Source organism: Saccharothrix sp. NRRL B-16348 (assembly GCF_001280085.1).
Classification (GTDB): Bacteria; Actinomycetota; Actinomycetes; order Mycobacteriales; family Pseudonocardiaceae; genus Actinosynnema.
Window position 1 is genome coordinate 1 of the sequence record NZ_LGED01000205.1, and the last position, 17,124, is coordinate 17,124.

At 72.8% G+C, this 17,124-nt stretch carries 13 protein-coding genes; 7 read left to right on the forward strand and 6 right to left on the reverse strand.

Going from position 1 to position 17,124, the window contains the following annotated elements; translation table 11 throughout:
• Positions 1-61 precede the first annotated feature (61 nt).
• The gene (locus tag ADK67_RS23740) at positions 62-382 is read right to left on the reverse strand and encodes a DUF6939 family protein (RefSeq protein ID WP_197289589.1); all 321 of its coding nucleotides are present in this window, start codon (positions 380-382) and stop codon (positions 62-64) included.
• 134 nt (positions 383-516) lie between these two features.
• On the opposite strand from ADK67_RS23740, the gene ADK67_RS23745 reads away from it, so the two are divergent.
• Positions 517-1,146 (forward strand): LysE family translocator, encoded by a 630-nt coding sequence (locus ADK67_RS23745; RefSeq protein ID WP_053718700.1) that lies wholly within the window; start codon positions 517-519, stop codon positions 1,144-1,146.
• Here ADK67_RS23745 and ADK67_RS23750 read toward each other — a convergent pair.
• Positions 1,109-2,404, reverse strand: coding sequence for a cytochrome P450 (locus ADK67_RS23750; RefSeq protein ID WP_053718701.1), 1,296 nt, complete (start codon positions 2,402-2,404; stop codon positions 1,109-1,111). The genes ADK67_RS23745 and ADK67_RS23750 overlap by 38 nt on opposite strands.
• Before the next feature lie 40 nt (positions 2,405-2,444).
• Entirely contained in the window at positions 2,445-3,032 is a 588-nt protein-coding gene (locus tag ADK67_RS23755) for a TetR/AcrR family transcriptional regulator (RefSeq protein WP_231648334.1), read from the reverse strand.
• Positions 3,033-3,201: 169 nt separating this feature from the next.
• On the opposite strand from ADK67_RS23755, the gene ADK67_RS23760 reads away from it, so the two are divergent.
• Positions 3,202-3,831, forward strand: coding sequence for an MBL fold metallo-hydrolase (locus ADK67_RS23760; RefSeq protein ID WP_053718747.1), 630 nt, complete (start codon positions 3,202-3,204; stop codon positions 3,829-3,831).
• Positions 3,832-4,003: 172 nt separating this feature from the next.
• Here the strand turns inward: ADK67_RS23760 and ADK67_RS23765 are convergent, their stop codons facing one another.
• Positions 4,004-6,730 (reverse strand): ABC transporter substrate-binding protein, encoded by a 2,727-nt coding sequence (locus ADK67_RS23765; RefSeq protein WP_053718702.1) that lies wholly within the window; start codon positions 6,728-6,730, stop codon positions 4,004-4,006.
• A 229-nt stretch (positions 6,731-6,959) separates the two neighbouring features.
• Between ADK67_RS23765 and ADK67_RS23770 the strand changes: the two genes are divergently transcribed.
• From ADK67_RS23770 to ADK67_RS23780, 3 genes are all read left to right on the forward strand, one after another.
• Positions 6,960-8,303: an alpha/beta hydrolase-fold protein gene (locus ADK67_RS23770; RefSeq protein ID WP_053718703.1), complete on the forward strand. Its 1,344-nt coding sequence runs from the start codon at positions 6,960-6,962 to the stop codon at positions 8,301-8,303.
• A 249-nt stretch (positions 8,304-8,552) separates the two neighbouring features.
• A complete protein-coding gene (locus ADK67_RS23775) occupies positions 8,553-9,362 on the forward strand; it encodes a transglycosylase SLT domain-containing protein (RefSeq protein WP_053718704.1) in 810 nt (269 codons plus the stop codon).
• 284 nt (positions 9,363-9,646) lie between these two features.
• Entirely contained in the window at positions 9,647-10,204 is a 558-nt protein-coding gene (locus ADK67_RS23780) for a hypothetical protein (RefSeq protein ID WP_053718705.1), read from the forward strand.
• A 105-nt stretch (positions 10,205-10,309) separates the two neighbouring features.
• On the opposite strand, the gene ADK67_RS23785 is transcribed toward ADK67_RS23780, so the two are convergent.
• Positions 10,310-11,704 carry a BNR repeat-containing protein gene (locus ADK67_RS23785; protein WP_053718706.1) on the reverse strand — a complete coding sequence of 465 codons (1,395 nt, stop codon included), beginning with the start codon at positions 11,702-11,704 and terminating at the stop codon, positions 10,310-10,312.
• 182 nt (positions 11,705-11,886) lie between these two features.
• Here ADK67_RS23785 and ADK67_RS23790 point away from each other — a divergent pair, with 182 nt between their 5' ends.
• Together ADK67_RS23790 and ADK67_RS23795 are read left to right on the forward strand one after the other, a co-directional pair.
• Positions 11,887-13,116: an epoxide hydrolase family protein gene (locus tag ADK67_RS23790; protein WP_231648335.1), complete on the forward strand. Its 1,230-nt coding sequence runs from the start codon at positions 11,887-11,889 to the stop codon at positions 13,114-13,116.
• 383 nt (positions 13,117-13,499) lie between these two features.
• Entirely contained in the window at positions 13,500-13,892 is a 393-nt protein-coding gene (locus ADK67_RS23795) for a molybdopterin cofactor-binding domain-containing protein (protein WP_053718707.1), read from the forward strand.
• A 26-nt stretch (positions 13,893-13,918) separates the two neighbouring features.
• Here ADK67_RS23795 and ADK67_RS23800 read toward each other — a convergent pair whose 3' ends face one another.
• Positions 13,919-17,110: a hypothetical protein gene (locus ADK67_RS23800; RefSeq protein WP_053718708.1), complete on the reverse strand. Its 3,192-nt coding sequence runs from the start codon at positions 17,108-17,110 to the stop codon at positions 13,919-13,921.
• Between the last annotated feature and the right edge of the window lie 14 nt (positions 17,111-17,124).

Here is a 17,124-nt window from a genome sequence, read left to right on the forward strand (position 1 = left end):
ACTCGTCCAAGCCGGTCATCCACGCCTGGACATCCTCATCGACCAACACAAGATCGACAAGCTACCAGAACATGATCACGAACTGCGGCTGGAGTACTAATCGCCGCACCGTGCGCTTCAACCCGGACATGGTCCGCACGGCGAGCTTCGCCGCGTCGACGTCCGCGCCCTCGAAGACCTTCAACGCCTGCCAGACGCCCTCCACCGACTGCGCCGTCACGTCCGGCGTGAACGGCACCGGTATGCCGCCGTGCGGGTAGAACGGGCTCAGCCGCACCCACGGCTCGGGCCCCTTCGACGTCACGTCCACCACCGACGCGCCGGGATGCGTCCTCGCCAACCACGCGGACCCCCGCCGCCTGCTCGCCACGTGCACCGCCACCGCCACTCCCCTCCTCGACACCGTGATGGTGCCAAAGGGGTCCGACAATTCCGGGAACGTCCACTCCGGACCCACGGTCCCGGTGCTTGGGAATTCACGGGCGCGGCCCACCGGACGGGTGATTGCATCCCGGCATGCCGATCGACCAGCACCTGCTCGTCCTGTTCACGCTGACGACCGTCGTCGCGATGGTCACTCCCGGCCCCGACATGCTGTTCGTCCTCGGCTGCGGTATGCGCGGCGGCCCGCGCGCCGGCCTGCTGGCCACCGCGGGCGTGGCGACGAGCGAGGCCGTCCACGTCATCGTGGCCGCCGCGGGCCTGGCGGCGCTGTTCGCCGCGGTGCCGGTGGCGTTCACGGTGGTCCGCACGATCGGCGCGGCCTACCTCGTTTACCTGGGCGTGCAGGCCATCCGCCACCGCGGGAGCACCGTGGTCGGCGAGCCGGTGACGGGCGGCATGTCCGGCCGCCGGGCCTACCTCACCGGGATGGCGACCAACCTGCTCAACCCGAAGATGGTCACCTTCACGATCGCGTTCCTGCCGCAGTTCATCAACCCGGACCTCGGCCGGGTGTGGCTCCAGTTCGCCGTGCTCGGCGCCATCCTGATCGCGCTGGAGTTCCTGGTGGACGGCGCGGTCGGCGTGCTGGCCGGCCGCATCGGCGGTTGGCTGCGCCGCAGGCACGCCGTCCGCCGCCGGATCGACGTGGCGACCGGCGGGGTGTTCATCGGGCTGGGTGTCCGGCTGGCCGTGGAGCGCTGACCAGCGCGGGCAGGCCGTCGCGCGGGCGCATGGCGGCCAGGCTGGTCGGCCGTGGTCGTCCCGGCGCCGACCGCAACGACGTGCGGACGACCAGGCGGGCGAGCATCACCGTCAGCTCCGTGGTCGCCAGCACCGACCCGACGCACCGGTGCGGACCGCCGCCGAACGGCAGGAACTCGTGCGGGCCGGGCTTGCGGTGGTCGGCTCGCGCCGGGTCCCAGCGCTCGGGCCGGAACCGCAACGGCTCCGGCCACACCTCGGGCAGCCGGTGCGTCACGTACGGGCTGTAGAGCACGGTGGTGCCGGCGCGGATCCGCCGACCGTCGAACGTGAAGTCCTCGACCGCCCACCGCGGCACCACCACGGCGGGCGGGCACAGCCGCAAGGCCTCGTGCACGACCCCGTTGAGGTAGGTCAGCCGCCGCAGGTCCTCCTTGACCGGAGCCCGGTCCCCGACCACCTCCACCACCTCGGCGCGCGCACGCTCCCAGGAACCCGGCGTGCACAACATGAGGTGCACGGCCCATGCCATGGCCGCGCTGGTCGTCTCGTAGCCGGCGGCGATCAGGCTGACCACCTGGTCGCGGACCTCCTCGTCGCTCAGCCCCGCGCCATCGTCGTCACGGCCGCGGACCAACGTCGCCAGCACGTGGTCGTCCTCGTCCAGCACACCCGACCGCACCCGGTCGATCTCGGCGTGCACGCGCTCGTCCACCCGGCCCCGGGCCGCCATCGCCCGCCGCCAGCCCGGTGTCCGTAGCCGTCGCGCCCACGTCACCGAGGCGGGCAGCCGATCGACCAGGTCGAGCAGCACCTGCAGCTGCTCGCCGAAGAACGCCTCGTCGCCGGCGAGCCTGCGGCCGAACAGCGCGTGGATCGTGCCGCGCCGGATCACCGACCGGAACTGCCGGTAGACGTCCACGACCTGGCCGGGCCGCCACGTGGCGAGGGTCGCGTCGGCGTGCTCGACCATGATCGACAGGTACTGGTCGATCCGCCGGTGGTGCAGCGCGGGCTGCACCAGCCGCCGCCGGCGGGCGTGGTCCTCGCCGTCGCTGACGATCAGCGAGGTGGGGCCGTCGACCGGCACCAGGGACTGGAACGCCTCACGCCAGCGGAACAGGTCCGAGTTGCCCAGCACGAACCGGTTCGCCTCCGGCCCGAGCAGGTAGGTGTACGGACCGAACCGCAGCACCGGACCACGCCGCCGGTGCGCCGCCAGCAGGAGCTCGCCCGGCCGATACCTCACCGCGTCCATGACCGCCCCCCGTTCCGCTACAGGTGTAGCGAACCGGAGGCTACCCGAGTTGCCCGCGCAGCATCACGTCGACCGCGCGCCGCAGCCGCTCCGGCTCGGCGCCACCCGCGAACGGCCGCGCGAGCGCGTCGTAGAGCAGGCCGTCCAGCTGCGCCAGCAGGATCCGCGCCGACTCGTCCGGATCGGGCAGACCCGCCGCGCGCATCCCCTCCGCCGTCCGGTCCCGGAACCGCCGGTTCGCCGTGCGCAGCTCCGGCGTCAGCTCCGCGCGCCGGGTGGCGTCCAGGTACAGCTCCAGCCGCGCCACCGTCCGGGACCTGGCCGGTCCGAGCCAGTAGGTGAGCAGGCCGGTGAGCAGCTCGGCGATCTCCGCCGCCGAACCCCACCCGGTGACCGGCACGTCCCGCAGCACGGCCTCGTCCAGCTCCACCAACCGGTCGAGCACACCGCCGAGCAACGCCGTCCGGGTGCGGAAGACGCTGCTGGTGCTGCCCGGCGGCAACCCGGCCCGCACGTCCACCGCCCGGTGCGTCAACCCGCGCAGCCCGTCGGCGGCGATCACCTCGATCGCCGCGTCCACCGCGCGCTGCCTGCGACCGGCCACCGCCCCACCCGCCTTCGTCGACACGGCAGGCTAGTCGACGGCGGGCCCCCGCACCGTCGGCGAACACCTTGCGCGCGTGGGACTCTCTCCTGGTGCGCGTGCACCCTGTGTGGGAACGAGGAAGGTTTTTCGTGACTCGGACGGTTCGTGGCGTGGTGGTCCGCGGCGACGTGCGGCGCTCGGCGGTGGTCTGCTGATGGCACGCGTCGACCACGCCGTCACGCGGGGCACGTTCAGCCTGGACGGGCAGACGTTCGCCGTGGACAACAACGTCTGGGTCATCGGGGACGACACCGAGTGCGTGGTGATCGACGCGCCGCACCACGTGAACGCGATCCTGCGGGTCGTCGGCGGCCGCGAGGTGAAGGCGATCCTCGCCACGCACGCCCACGACGACCACGTGCGCGTGGCGCCGGACCTCGCCCGCGCGACCGGCGCGCCCGTGCTGCTGCACCCCGCCGACCGCGCGCTGTGGGACCTGACCCACCCGGACGTGGAGCCGGCCGGCGACCTCGCCGACGGCCAGGTGGTGGAGGTGGCGGACATCGCGCTGCACGTGCTGCACACACCCGGCCACGCCCCCGGCGCGTGCTGCTTCCACGTGCCCGCTCTCGGTGTGGTCTTCACCGGAGACACGCTGTTCCACGGCGGTCCGGGCGCCACCGGGCGGTCATACTCCGACTTCGACGTGCTCGTGGACTCGATCACGCGGCGGCTGCTGACCCTGCCCGCCCGCACGGTCGTGCACACCGGGCACGGCGAGGACACCACCATCGGCGCGGAAGCGCCGCACCGGGGCGACTGGCTCACCCGCGGTCGCTGACCGCGCGGCGTCGTCCGGCTGAGGCGTCAGGAGATCCGCGTCGACGTGCGGACCAGGGTGGAGCCGGTGTCGACGAAAGCGCCAGGAGTTCGCGGACGGCCGGTCGCCCGGGTGAGCTTCGCAGGGCGAGGCAGGTGACGTCCGGTGGGCGACGGGTTCTTGACGGGCCGCCTCAGCGCGGCGTGGTGGGGCACCAGGGCGCGCGGCGGAGGTCGACGTCCTGGCGGTTCGGGTAGCCGCCGCACGAGGCCAGCACGGTGGGCGCCTTGCCGTCCGCCACCCGGAGCACGGCCAGGAACTTGTCGATCGGCACCTGGCCGTCACCGAAGTCGATCACGCCGCTCTCGCCGGACAACGCCCGCGCGCCCCCGACGTCGCTCATCTCCTTCCAGATGTGGCCGGGCGAGACCGGGATGTTCCCGAGCTGGATCATGGCGTGCACGTACAGGTACAGGGTGTCGTAGGTGAGCGCGGCGTGGCCGTCCAGCGACGGGTCCGCGTTCCCCTCGCACTCCTCCGGCACGAGTTCGCGCAGCGTCTGGTACATCTCCGTCGCCGCCGCGCAGCCCTCGGCGCCGACCGCGAACGACACGTACTCGAACGGGATCTCCGGGTGCCGGCCGCGCAGCTTGTCGTCGGCGGCGTAGCGGGCGATGTCGTCACCGGCGAGCAGGGTGGGAGGGTCGCTCTTGCACCCGGCGCTCACGCCGTCCACCAGCTTGCCGAAGTCGGCGGGCCGCCCGGCGAAGAACACCACCTCGTCGTCGCCGACGTCGCACAGGGACTGGCCGAGCCGCCTGGCGTCGGAGCCCTGCCCGACCGACACCGGCTGGTACGGCTCCTCGCGCACCCGCAGGCCCTGCTCGGCGAACCGCCCGGCCACGTCGAGGCGCAGGTTCGCCGCGTAGGAGTCCGCTTCGTCGCTGGAGTGCACGATCACGACGCCCCGCTTGCCGGGGTACGCCGCCCGCACGTGCCGCGCCGCGACCTGCGCCTGCCGGTCGTTGGTCGGCGAGACCTGGAAGTACATCCGGGACGCGGTGGGCATCGCGTCGTCCGACAGCGTCGCGGCCACCACCGGCAGGCCGACCTCGCCCAGCTCGGTGATGGTGTTCCTGGTCGGCGTGCTGCTCAACGCCATGCCGAGCACGCCGATGATGCTCTTGTCCTTCGCCGACATCGACTGGAGCTGCTCGGCGACCACCTCACCGTGCTGCATGGCCGACCCCGCGTTGCTCAGCAGGATCCGGATCAGGGGGTCGTCGGAGTCGGTGCGGTCGAGCAGCCGGGCCTGCCGGGCCGCGAGGCCGAGCAGCCGCGCGGTGTTGCTCGCCAGCGCGTCACGGGCCGCGCTCATCGCCGACACGTACACGACGGTCGCGTAGGGGCGGCCGGCGTCGCGCGCGTGAGCCGCCAGCACCTCCTCGTTCTGGCGGACGATCAGCTCCTGGATGCGGTTGAAGCGCTGGAAGTCGGCGGGGTCCGCCTCGCCGAACAGCGGCACGTGCCCGGTGGTGACGCCGACGCAGTCGTCGCCGATCCGCCGGAGGGTGTGCGCGTCGGGGTTGTCGCGCTCCAGCCCGCAGTGCTCGTAGCTCCATCTCGCGTCCGCGGTGACGACGTCGACCACGTGCCGGTAGCCGACCGCGGCCACCGACGCGAGCAGCAGAACGGTCACGATCGCGAGCACCGACGTGCGCGACCAGACGGGGGCCTGCCGCACGGACAGGGTGGCCGTCGGCGGCACCTCGCCGCGCTCGACGCTCACGTCGGGCACCTGCAACGGCAGGAACCACGCGGTGGGGCGGCGGGCGCGGCTGTCGGTGGCCAGCTTCCGCGCCCACGTCTCGTAGGCGTGGCTCGCCTGGCTCACGGGCGCCGGTGCGCGTTCGGCGGTGGTCTCCGCGTCCGGCGGCACCTTAGCGCTGCCGCTGATGATCACCAGCGGGTCGAACGCGCCGGTGTCGTTGCGCACGTCGTTGATGATCTTCAGCAGGGCGTAGCCGCCGTTGTCGCGGCGGATGCCGTCCAGCAGCACGACCGGGTACACCGTGCGGCGGGCCGACCTGATCCGCCACCACGACCGGCGGTACGCGCTGCGCACGTCCTCCAGGAAGGCGTTGACCAGGAGCTTGGCCAGCTGGCCGGTGTCCTCGCGCGGCTCGGCGCTCTGACCGGGCACGAGCGCGGACGTCAGCCGCTCGGCGAAGCCGATGAACGTGCCCGGGTCGTGCGGCGCGAGGTAGGGCTGGCGCAGCAGCCACCGGTACTCGCTGCCCGGCACGAGCCCGCGCAGCTTCGCCCGGAAGAGGAAGGACGGCACGAGCCGCACCACCAGCCGCACCCACCACGGCGCGGTCTCGGCGGCGTCGTCCAGCACGTCCTTCAGGTCGTCGCCGCTGCGCCGGCCGAGGTCCCGTTCCCGCAGCCGGGTCAGCAGGGTCGCGGTCGACTCGGGGTCGGTGCCGTCCGTGCGCTGGTTCATCAGCCAGTAGACGAGTTCGAAGCGGCGGAACTCGTGCCGCCCGTAGCGGTCGTTGGCGCCGTGCGCCAGTTCGCGGGCGATGCGCACCAGCACCGCGCCGACGGCGTCCAACGTGCCGGTCTCGGTCGTGCCGCCGTCGGGCGCCGGTTCGGGGAAGCGGTGGTAGGCGTGCGGCACGCGGCCGGGGTGCGCGCCGCGCAGGTGCGCCCGAAGCGCGCCGAGCAGGCCGTCGGCCGGTGTGCCGCGGACCAGGCAGACCAACGGGATGCCCCGGTCGCCGCTCGCCCGCGCGCCCGCCCGGCGGCCGGGCAGCTCGCCGAACCTCGGTCGTTCGGTGAGCTCCTGCAGGAGCTTCACCAGCTCGTCCACGACGTCGACCGACGAAAAGCCTTCCCCCGCACCGTGTTCGGCCACCGGACTCCTCGCGCGGACCAGCCTCGCCCCACCTTCACCGGTGTGACGCAGGACTTCCGACTGTAGCCGTCCGGACCGTCCGGTTCGGGCGGTTCCGCGATGGTCGCGCACGTCGCCGCACTCTTGCGGATACGGCCTTTCCCGTTGCCCGGCCCGACCGTTGTCCGAAATCGTCCGGAAACGTGCGGATTCGGCCCGCACGGACCGCGGCTTCGGTAGGAAGGTCGTCATGCGCAGGTTCGCGGTCCTCCTCGTGGTCGTGCTCATGGGTTTGGTCGTCGCGCCCGCGGCGGCGAGCGGTGTCCGCCGGTACGACGGCGAGATCGACGGCGCGCGGTACCGGGTGATGGTGCCGGACCGGTGGAACGGGACGCTGGTGCTGTGGAGCCACGGCGCGTACGGGTCGCCGCCGGCCGAGATCGCGTTGACCGACCGGCCGGAGACCGAGGCCTACCTGTTGTCGCGCGGGTACGCGCTGGGCGCGTCCCTCTTCCGGACGCCGGCGGGCTGGTCGGCCGAGGACGGGTTGCGCGACCAGCTCCGGTTGCTGGACTGGTTCGGCCGCGAGGTCGGCAGGCCGCGGCGGACGGTGTCGGCAGGCGAGTCGATCGGCGGCGCGACGTCCCTGGTGCTGGCGGAACGCCACCCAGGACGGTTCGACGGCGTGCTGTCGCTGTGCGGCGCGACGGCGGGCGGCACGGCGTACTGGAACTCCGGGCTGGACGTGGTGTTCGCGCTGTCGGTGCTGCTGGGCGTGGACGTCGACCTGGTGAAGGCGGCGGACCCGGAGGCGAACGAGGCCCGGCTGGTCGAGGCGATCGCGGCGGCCACGGGTGATCCGGCGGCCCGGCCGCGGCTGGCGCTGGCCGCGGCGCTAGCGGACGTGCCGGGGTGGTTCGACCCGACCCGGCCGCGCCCGACGTCCGTCGACGAGCAGGTCGAGTGGGCCGCCGTCTGGCTGCGGTACGTCAAGTCGGGCGCGGCGGGGTCCGCGCGGGCGGACATGGAGGAGTGGGCCGGCGGCAACCCGAGCTGGAACGTCGGCGTCGACTACCGGCAGGTGCTGGCGCGGTCCGACGAGCGCGCGCTCGTGTCGGCGGCCTACGCGGCGGCCGGGCTGGACCTGGCGGCGGACCTGGACCGGCTGGCCGCCGCGCCCAGGGTCGCGGCCGATCGGCGCGCGGTGGCGTACCTGGCCCGGACGAGCCTGCCCGTCGGGCTGACGCCGTGGCCGGTGCTGACCGTGCACAACGCGGGCGACGGGCTGACGCCCCGGTCGAACGGGTCGGCGTACGCGGCGCGGGTGCGGCAGCCGGAGCGGCTGCGCCAGTACGCGGTCGACCGGGCCGGGCACTGCCGGTTCAGCGCGGCGGAGGAGATCGTCGCGTTCCGGACGTTGTTCGAGCGGATCGGGACCGGGCGGTGGCCGGGCGCCGACGTGGCCGCGATGAACGCCGCCGCGGCCGCGCTGGGGCCCGCGCGGCAGCTGACCCGCGACCCGCTCAGCGGCGCCGACGTGACGGTGCGCCCCGCGTTTACGCCGTTCAGGGCGGGCCCATATCCACGACCGTGACCCTTTCGAGGGTTAGCAACACTCTCTGCAACAGTTGCCGGTGGTTGCGTGACACAAACGTGATGAGCGTCACCCATTAACGTCCACGCCTTGCCTCCGCAAAACACGAACGGTTACGTTCTCGGCCGCAGATCACGGTTCCATCACCGAAGGGACACGGGCCCGACATCCCCCGATACGGCCCACGTCCACCTGGATCCCCCGCCAGGCCTCGGTGACGGAGTTCCCCGACCGCAGGAGGCTGCACCCTTGGCTCGGCACGTCCGTCACAAGAACAAACGTGGGCAGACCACGTTCCAGGTACCCCCGCCGCCGCCCGGTTACAAGGGCGCGCACCGGGCCGAGGCCGAGCGGGTCCTCCCGCGACGCATCGCCGGTGTCGCGGTGGCCGTCGGCATCGTCTCCGGCGCCGGGGCCGCGGCCCACGCGATGACCGGGACGTTCAGCCCGGTGGCCGGTGGCGCGGACCTCGGCGGCGTGCCGGACGACACGGTCCGCACCGGCAAGGTCGACACGGTGCACGCCGTGGACCTCGGCTCGGAGACCGCCCGGATCATCCGCCAGGAGCAACTGGCCGCGCTGCACACGTTCAACCAGGCCAGCGGCATCACGCAGGACGGTTACGCGGCCCGCAAGGCGGCCGAGGAGAAGGCGGCGCAGGAAGCGCGCGAGGCCGCCGAGGCCCGCAAGCCGCCGAAGCAGCGGCAGATCGAAGGCTGGATCCGCGAGGCGATCGGCGTCCTGGCCGCCAACGGCACCGCGATCGACGAGAGCAGCGTCGACGAGATCTACACGATCATCATCAAGGAGTCCAACGGCAACCCCAACGCCGTCAACACCTGGGACTCCAACGCCGCCCGCGGCACACCCTCCAAGGGCCTGATGCAGTGCATCGACCCGACGTTCCAGACGTACAAGCTGGCCGGTTACGACGACATCTACGCGCCGGTCGACAACATCATCGCGGGTGTCCGCTACACCTACTCGCGCTACGGCGGCTTCGCCCGGCACCCCGGCCTCGTCGGCATCAACGCCGGCACCGGCTACGTCGGCTACTGAGCTGGTCGCGGTCCCGACGGACGCGTCCTGTCGACGCACCGAGGCGCCCGACGCTCGTAGCAGGTCGACGTCGCGCCGTGACGACTCGCGGCGGTCCCGTGACCCGGGCCTGGTACTCCCGGGTCACGGGACGCGCCCGCGCACGGCGACCGGCTCCCCGTCATGGTGCGACGCGGACGGCTCCGGCGAACGCCCTGGCGGCCGCGGACGGCCTGTCGGCGCTTCCTGAGCGATCTTTCAGCTCCTCAGCGCGCCCTCAGCGGCACAACGCGAAGGTGTGCGTCATGAACGCACTGATCACCCTCGCGGCCACCGCCACGCTCCTCACGGGCATCTCGGCCGTGCCGGGGGCCGCCGCGAGTCCCGACGCCGGCGGCGCGAAGCCGACGAGGTCGGCGAGCGTCACCGGCTCGGCACAGATCCGGTACCACCCCGTGCCGGACGACGACATCCGGTTCCACTTCGACGTCCACGCGGCGCCGTTCACCCGACCGATCCCGGAGGCGCCCTCCGGCCTGCCGACCGACGCGCGCGGCACCGTCCGCTTCTCCCACGTGGTCGAAGGCACGGCGTACCACGCCGAAGCGGAGGTGGACTGCCTGCTCACCGGCGGCCCGGTCGCGACCCTGACCGCGATCGTCACGTCGACGTCGCACGGCCACCTGCCCCACGGCGCACGGCTCGGCTTCAGCGTCTTGGACGGCAACCGGGACCGCATGGGCTTCTCCTGGGGCCTGGTCGACGGCCGGGAGCTGCGCCCGTGCCTCGCGCCCGCGCCGTTCGCCGAGACCGTCCGGGGCGACTTCACCGTGCGACACGTGGACGTGCCCCTGCCCGACTGACCCGGCACCGTGATCGACCGTCGTCGGACCGAGCCCGAACGCGGTCCGAGTCGCCCCCGCGAGGTGATCCCGCGGGGGCGACTCACCGAGGCGTCCCCGGGACGGTCAGCCCAGGCGGAAGTCCGCCACCCGGATCGGTGACGGCGTGGTGCCGCTGGAGCGCTGCTGGTACTGGACCGACAGCACGCCGTCGGCGGCCAGCCTGGACGTGTCGACGTTGACCTCGCCGAACGCGTTCATCGACGCCCGATCGAAGACGAGGGTCCAGTCGGTCCACCCACTGGCCTTGCTCGCCGACACGATCCGGCCGCGCGGCATCACCAGGTAGGCGTTGTCGGCGCGGTCGAAGACGAGCTTCGTCCGCTGGGTGCTGCCCGGCGGCACGGGCACCTCGCGCTTGGTCCACGTGCCGTTCGCGTTGCGCACGACGTGGAACGTGCGGCCGTACTGGGTGCGCTGCTGCGCGTAGTTCGAGACGCACTGCGTGAACCGGCCCGGCACGTAGCTGATCACCACGTGGGGCGTGCCCGCCGAGTCCGCGCCCTGGCCCTCCTGGTTCATCAGGCCGTGGTTCGGGTCCAACGGATCCGCGACCAGGCCGGGCGAGCCGACCGACACCCTCGTGCCGCCCGTGGCGCCGACGACGGCGCCCGCCGCGTTGCGCCACGTCCGACCGCGGTCGTCGCTGTAGACGTAGCCGGTGTCGTGGTTGGTCAGGCCGCCGGGGTTGCAGAGCACGCCCGAGTTGCCCTCGCGCCACGTGAACGCGGCGTGCAGCCGACCGCGCCGGTCGTAGGTCAGGCCGTGCAGGTACATGTTGCGGGTCGTGGACACGACGCCGTTCGGCCCCCGGTAGTCGCCGGTGGCGGACGACCAGCCGCCCAGCCTCCGCCACGCGCCGCCGGTGTACTCGGCCAGCTCGTTCACGCCGTTGCCCGACCGGCCGGTGCGGAAGCTGAACTGCAACGCGCCCTCGGGCGTGACGACGAACTGCGGGTACGTCATGTTGCCCAGCTCCACCCCGCCGAGGGTCCGCTGCACGGTCCCGAACACCGACGGCGACCAGCGGTGCGACCCGGGCTGCGACGCGAGGCCCGCGACGGACTTCGAGTAGTGCAGCCGGGTGTCGTGGGTGTCCATCGCGACGTGCAGGGTGCCGTCCTGGGGCGAGATGCCCAGCGAGATCACGTTGTGCGAGTCGTTGGCGCTCAGCTGGTGCGGCAGCACCGCCTTCTCCCAGCTCCCGCCCAGCGGCCGCCGCGCGATCACGGCGTTGCGGCTGGACGTGTACCAGGCCGCGTACTGGTGGCCGTTGTACGTGACCAGGGCGTCTTGGAACGCGTTGTTGTTGACCAGGCCGTCGTACGACACGAAGTACAGCGCCGACTGGTCGAGCAGCGTGTCGGACAACAGGGTGACGCCCGGCGCGGCGTGCGCGACGCCGGGTTGGACCAGGGACGCGGTCAGCACGGCGGCCACGGCGAGTGGTGCCTTCCTCATTGAAGACCTCGGTGATCGGTTGTCGGGTCGCGGCGGCGGACTACGACTGTCGCACAGAAGTGAAACGTTTCATAGCGCCGTCGGACGGACCGGTGATCACCTGTGCGCCACCGTCCCGGGGCGGATGTGGAAACGTTCCGGACCGACGACACCGCCGACCCTTACCCCTGAGGAACATCGCCGTGACGCACCCCTTCCCCTTGGAGCCGACCCCGATCCACGTGCCCGACGAGGTCCTCGACGACCTGCGCGCCCGTCTCGCCTCGACCCGGCCGCCGCTGGACGAGGGCAACGAGGACTGGTCCTACGGCGTCCCGGCGAGCTACCTCAGCGAGCTGGTCGCCCACTGGCGGGACGGCTACGACTGGCGCGCGGCCGAAGCCGCCATCAACGCCTACGAGCACTACCGGGTGGACGTCGCCGGTGTCCCGGTGCACTTCATGCGCAAGCCCGGCCGCGGCCCCCGCCCGATCCCGCTGATCCTCACCCACGGCTGGCCGTGGACGTTCTGGCACTGGTCGAAGGTGATCGACCCGCTCGCCGACCCGGCCGCGTCCGGCGGCGACCCCGCCGACGCGTTCGACGTCATCGTGCCGTCCCTGCCCGGCTTCGGCTTCCCCGGCCCGCTCACCGGCTTCCCGGACGTCAACTTCTGGAAGGTCGCCGACCTCTGGCACATCTTGATGACCGAGACCCTGGGCTACCGGAAGTACGCCGCCGGCGGCTGCGACATCGGCGGGATCGTCTCCAGCCAGCTGGGCCACAAGTACGCCGACGAGCTGTACGGCATCCACATCGGCTCCGGGCTGCCGCTGGACTTCTTCGCCGGGCCCCGCGCCTGGGACTTCGCCCGGAACCGGCCCCTCACCGACGACCAGCCCGCCGACGTCCGCGCCCGCGTCGTCGAGCTGGACCGCCGCTTCGCGTCCCACCTCGCCGTGCACGTGCTCGACGGCGCCACCCTGGCCCACGGGCTGAGCGACTCGCCCGCCGGACTGCTCGCGTGGCTGCTGGAGCGCTGGCGCGCCTGGAGCGACAACGGCGGCGACGTCGAGTCCGTCTTCACCAAGGACGACCTGCTCACCCACGCCACGATCTACTGGGTGAACAACTCCATCGCCACGTCGATGCGCTACTACGCCAACGCCAACCGCTACCCGTGGACCCCGGCCCACGACCGCACCCCGGTCGTGCGGGCCCCGGTGGGCCTCACCTTCGTCACCTACGAGAACCCGCCTGGCGTCCACACCGCCGAGGAGCGCGTCCGGGCGTTCGAGAACGGTCCGCTGGCCGGCTTGTTCAACCACGTCAACGTCAACGCCCACGACCGGGGCGGCCACTTCATCCCCTGGGAGAACCCCGACGCCTGGGTGGGCGACCTGCGCCGCACGTTCCACGGCCGGAGGCCCTGAACGCACGATTTCCGCCTGGTCCGCATGCCACCACGATGAGGCAGGCCGAACGTGGAGGAGGCCGCGGTGGGAGCGTCCTGTGGACGCGGGGACGACGACCTGCGGCACTCTCGTACCGGCCGATGTCGGTGCACCGGCTGCCGCCGTGGTTGACGCGTCGGGCGTGCCCACGTGGCGGGCGCACGGGGTCGCCACCTGGCCGTTGACCGTCTTCCCGTTCTTCGACAACCCCGCCATCGTCAAGGCGAGCGGCGACCACTTCCCGTACGCGGTGCCGGATCAGGTGGACGTGACGCTGCGGGACGGCACCGCGCCGGGCTCGACCAGGTCGGGTTGCGGCGGCGGCACGAGCGGGAGCCGTCCGGGCGGGCTCCACCCGCGGTGTGGCGTGCCACGACGACTACGGCTCGGTGATCGCGGTGGTCGCCGACGCCTCCGACGGCCGGGTCCGGCGCGTCACCGCGGCCGTGGACGTCGGCACCGTGCTGCACCCGTCCGGGGTGCGCGCGCAGGTCGAGGGCGGCGTGATGGACGCGCTGTCCACGGTGTCGGGCGCGCAGATCACCGTGCGGGACGGGCGGGTCGTGCAGTCGTCGTTCCGGGACTACGCGTGGGCGCGCATCGACCAAGCGCCGGACATCGACGTGGTGCTCGTGCCGTCGGACGCGCCCATCGGCGGCCTGGGCGAACTGGCCTACCCGCCCGCGGCGGCGGCGATCGCGTTCGCCACCGGACGGCCCGTCACCGGGATGCCGGTGGGCGTGGAGGTGGGCTGAACCTCGCTGCGGCCGGAGCGCGCGGGTCACCGCCGGTCGACCTCGTCCAACCACCCGTCGGGTGTGGCGGTGAGCCGGTGGATCGTGTAGTCGCTCGTCCCGGCCGCGTTGAGGGCCGTGCGGTAGGCGGCCCCCGACAACGCGTCGGACTTGTCGGACCCGTCGGAGCCGGCTCGGGGCACCACGTCGGCGTAGTCGCGGGCGGCGGAGGGCGTGTGGGTCGGGTAGTACAGCGTCAGGCCGAGGAAGTCACGCGCGTCGCGGGTCGTCCGGAGTTCGTTGGGAACCGCCTCGTCCAGGGTGACGAGCACCGTGGACCTGAGGCAACACAGATCCTTGTCGTAGAGCGGCCCGTCAGGGTCCAACCTCCGGTAGTAGAGCAGCGCCGACGGCTGTTCGTTCGGCGAGGGGAGCTCGTCGAGCCACTCCATGTCCAGGACGTTGCGGATGTGCTCGTGCATGGTCGACTGGCGCAAGGCGATCTCGGCGAACGCTCCGTCCTGGGGGAAGAAGAGGACGGATTCGCCCCGCAGCGCCGACGGGACCCCGTCGAGGCGACGGTCGGGAACGGATTCGCCCCGCAGCCCCAACGGGAACCCGTCGAGAACGAGTTCGCTGCGGTCGGCGAACGTCGTGACCGTCGCACGGAAGTGGCGTCCGGGGCGCTGGTTGATCGCCCTGATCCGGTCGAGGGCCGTGCCGAGGTGACGGTCGTCGGTACCGCTGTTCACGAGTCGGACCACGGTGGGTGAACCGAGCCGGGCGCGTTCCCGCTGCGCGAGCGCGACCCCTTCGGCGACCGACCTGGCGGCCGGCGTCAGCGACGTCCCCACGCCCAACGGCAGGACGAGGGCGATCGTCGTGGCGCCGGGCACGCCCTCCGCCAGTTCGTTGCCCTCGCGCAATCGGGCGATCGCCTTCTCCGAGGCGGCGAGCCGGTCCAGGTCGGACGGGGCCAGCAGGCCGATGCAGGACGCGACTCCGTCGTCGTACACGCGAACCCGGTCGAAGTCGGCGCCCAAGTGCAGGACCGGCCTGCAGCGCAGGTGGGTGGCCGTGGTCAGCGTGACCACCGCGGTCGCACCGAGTGCGACTGCGAGCCCGACCGGCACCGCGCGCCGCCGCCGTCCGCGCGCCGGCGGCGCTGACGTCTCCACCGGTGTCGCCAGGCGGTCCTGGATGCGGACGTGGCGGAACTGGTACGCGCCACCGGACTGCCGCAGCAGGCCCCGGCTCCTGGCGTCGGAGAGGAAGTCGAGCAGCCGCCACGGCAACTTGCCTCGGACCGCGAGCACCGTGCTCGCGACGACGAACCGCGGCCAAGCCCTGGCGATGAACACGAGCACGGCCACCACGAGCAGCACCAGCAGGGACACGGTCTTGGCCTCTGTGGCATTCCACTCCCCCGCACCGGAGAAATCGCCGTCCCCGGATTCGCCGAGCCATCCCGCCAAACCCCGACCGAGCACCTCGCCTGTGAACGCGGTGACCGGCAAGGCCGGCAGGCTCAAGAGCCCGGCGACCGCGCCGGCGGCGAGCGCGCTCACGACCGAGGCCAGCCGGTCCTGCCGGAGGAACGCGATCGGGTCCGCGCGCAAGGGCCGTTCCGGGAGGGCGTCGAGCCAGTGGTGGACCGCGACCGCGGCGCCGACCACGACGACCAAGCCGACCAAGAACGCGGTCTGCGTCACGAATTCGGTGATGTCCGAGAAACCGGGGTCGTCGATCACGGTGAAGACACCGAGTCCCAGCACCAAGGGCAGGCCGGGCACGGCCACGAACCCCGCGCCGACCCGGAACCCCCGCCGGAGCCGGGCGGCCGAACCACGCCGGACCAGCGCCATGCGTCCGGGAGCACGCCCCGCCGTGCCGTGCCAGAGGACGGTGACCAGGGTCGCGACGATCACGCCCAGCAGCGCGCCTTGCTCGAACGTGTCCGCCGGGCGCTGCACGGAGGGGACAGCCAACGCCACGAAACCGAACACGATCCCGAACGCGACCAGCCCGAGGACGATGCCCAGCATCGGCGCGACCCACGGCGACACCACGTGGTCGGCCAACCGCCACCAGACCAGGCCGCGCTCGCGCCGGTCGTGCAGGTACCGGGCCAGGAACACCAACCACCGCCGCGCGGTCACGGCGTCCCAGCGGTCCGGCGCGGTCCCCGCCGGGTCGGGGGCGTACGCGGTGTCGATCGCGCGGTCCACCAGGTGGTCCTCGACCGCCAACCGGGACGGGAACCGGGCGACGTCGAGGAGTTCGCCGGGGTCACCGCCGCCGCGCTGGTAGGTCGTGTGCGCCAGCGACACCATCAACGGCGTCGACAGCGCGGCGGCCACCGGGCCGTCCGGCGCGCGTCGCAGGGCTTCGTAGACCGCCGACCACGACGTGCCGGCGGGCCAGTCGCCGACCGCGCTGAGGTAGCCGACCACGTCTTCGACGGCGACCGGGCGCACCCGCTGGACCGGGGCCTTCCTCAGGGCGGGCGCGCCGGCGTCGATCAGGTCGTCGTACTCCACCGAGCGGCACGTCAGCACCACCGGCCGGTCTACGCCGACCGCGGCGTTGATCCGTCGCACCGCGTGGCGCCTGGCGTCCTCGGGCACCTCGTCCAGCCCGTCGACCACCGGCAGCACCAGGCCGTTGGCGAGCAGCGTGCGGACCACGTCGTCCCGGCCGTTGTAGTACCCCGTGGCCACTGAGTGCACGATCCACTCGTCGAACGGGTCACGCACCGGATCCCACGACGACGCCGCCAACAACACCGGCACCGGCTCGTCGGGTTCCCGGTCCGCGAGCAGGCCGAGCGTGAGCAGGACGGCCAGCACCGACTTCCCCGAGCCCGGCTCGCCCAGCACCACCAGCCGCCCGCTGGCGATGCTCCGGTACTCGTCGGCCAACCCGGCGGCGGCGTCGTCGAACCGACCGTCCGTGCGCCCGGTCGACCAGGACAGCGGGAGCACCTTGGCGTCGCGCAGCCCTCGGGCCCGCGCTTCGTCCAGCCACTCGCCGCGCAGCGTCTCGGCAAGGTCCTGCGCCAGTTCGGCCGCCCCGAGCGAGGACCGCGGCGACCGGTTCAGCGCCAGCACGGCCGCGGCCAGCGCGGCGAGCCCGGTGAACGCACTGACCACGCTCGCCACCATGTCGCTCGCGGCGAGGTCACCGCTGACCACGGCGATCGCCAGGCCGACGAACGCGACTCCCACGACACCGAGCACCGCTGCACGTCGAC

Excerpts from the sequence above, each read along its gene's own strand:
- ADK67_RS23750 (WP_053718701.1), bottom strand. The coding sequence starts at position 2,404 with ATGGACGCGGTGAGGTATCGGCCGGGCGAGCTCCTGCTGGCGGCGCAC.
- ADK67_RS23745 (WP_053718700.1), top strand. The coding sequence starts at position 517 with ATGCCGATCGACCAGCACCTGCTCGTCCTGTTCACGCTGACGACCGTC.
- ADK67_RS23785 (WP_053718706.1), bottom strand. The coding sequence starts at position 11,704 with ATGAGGAAGGCACCACTCGCCGTGGCCGCCGTGCTGACCGCGTCCCTG.
- ADK67_RS23770 (WP_053718703.1), top strand. The coding sequence starts at position 6,960 with ATGCGCAGGTTCGCGGTCCTCCTCGTGGTCGTGCTCATGGGTTTGGTC.
- ADK67_RS23780 (WP_053718705.1), top strand. The coding sequence starts at position 9,647 with ATGAACGCACTGATCACCCTCGCGGCCACCGCCACGCTCCTCACGGGC.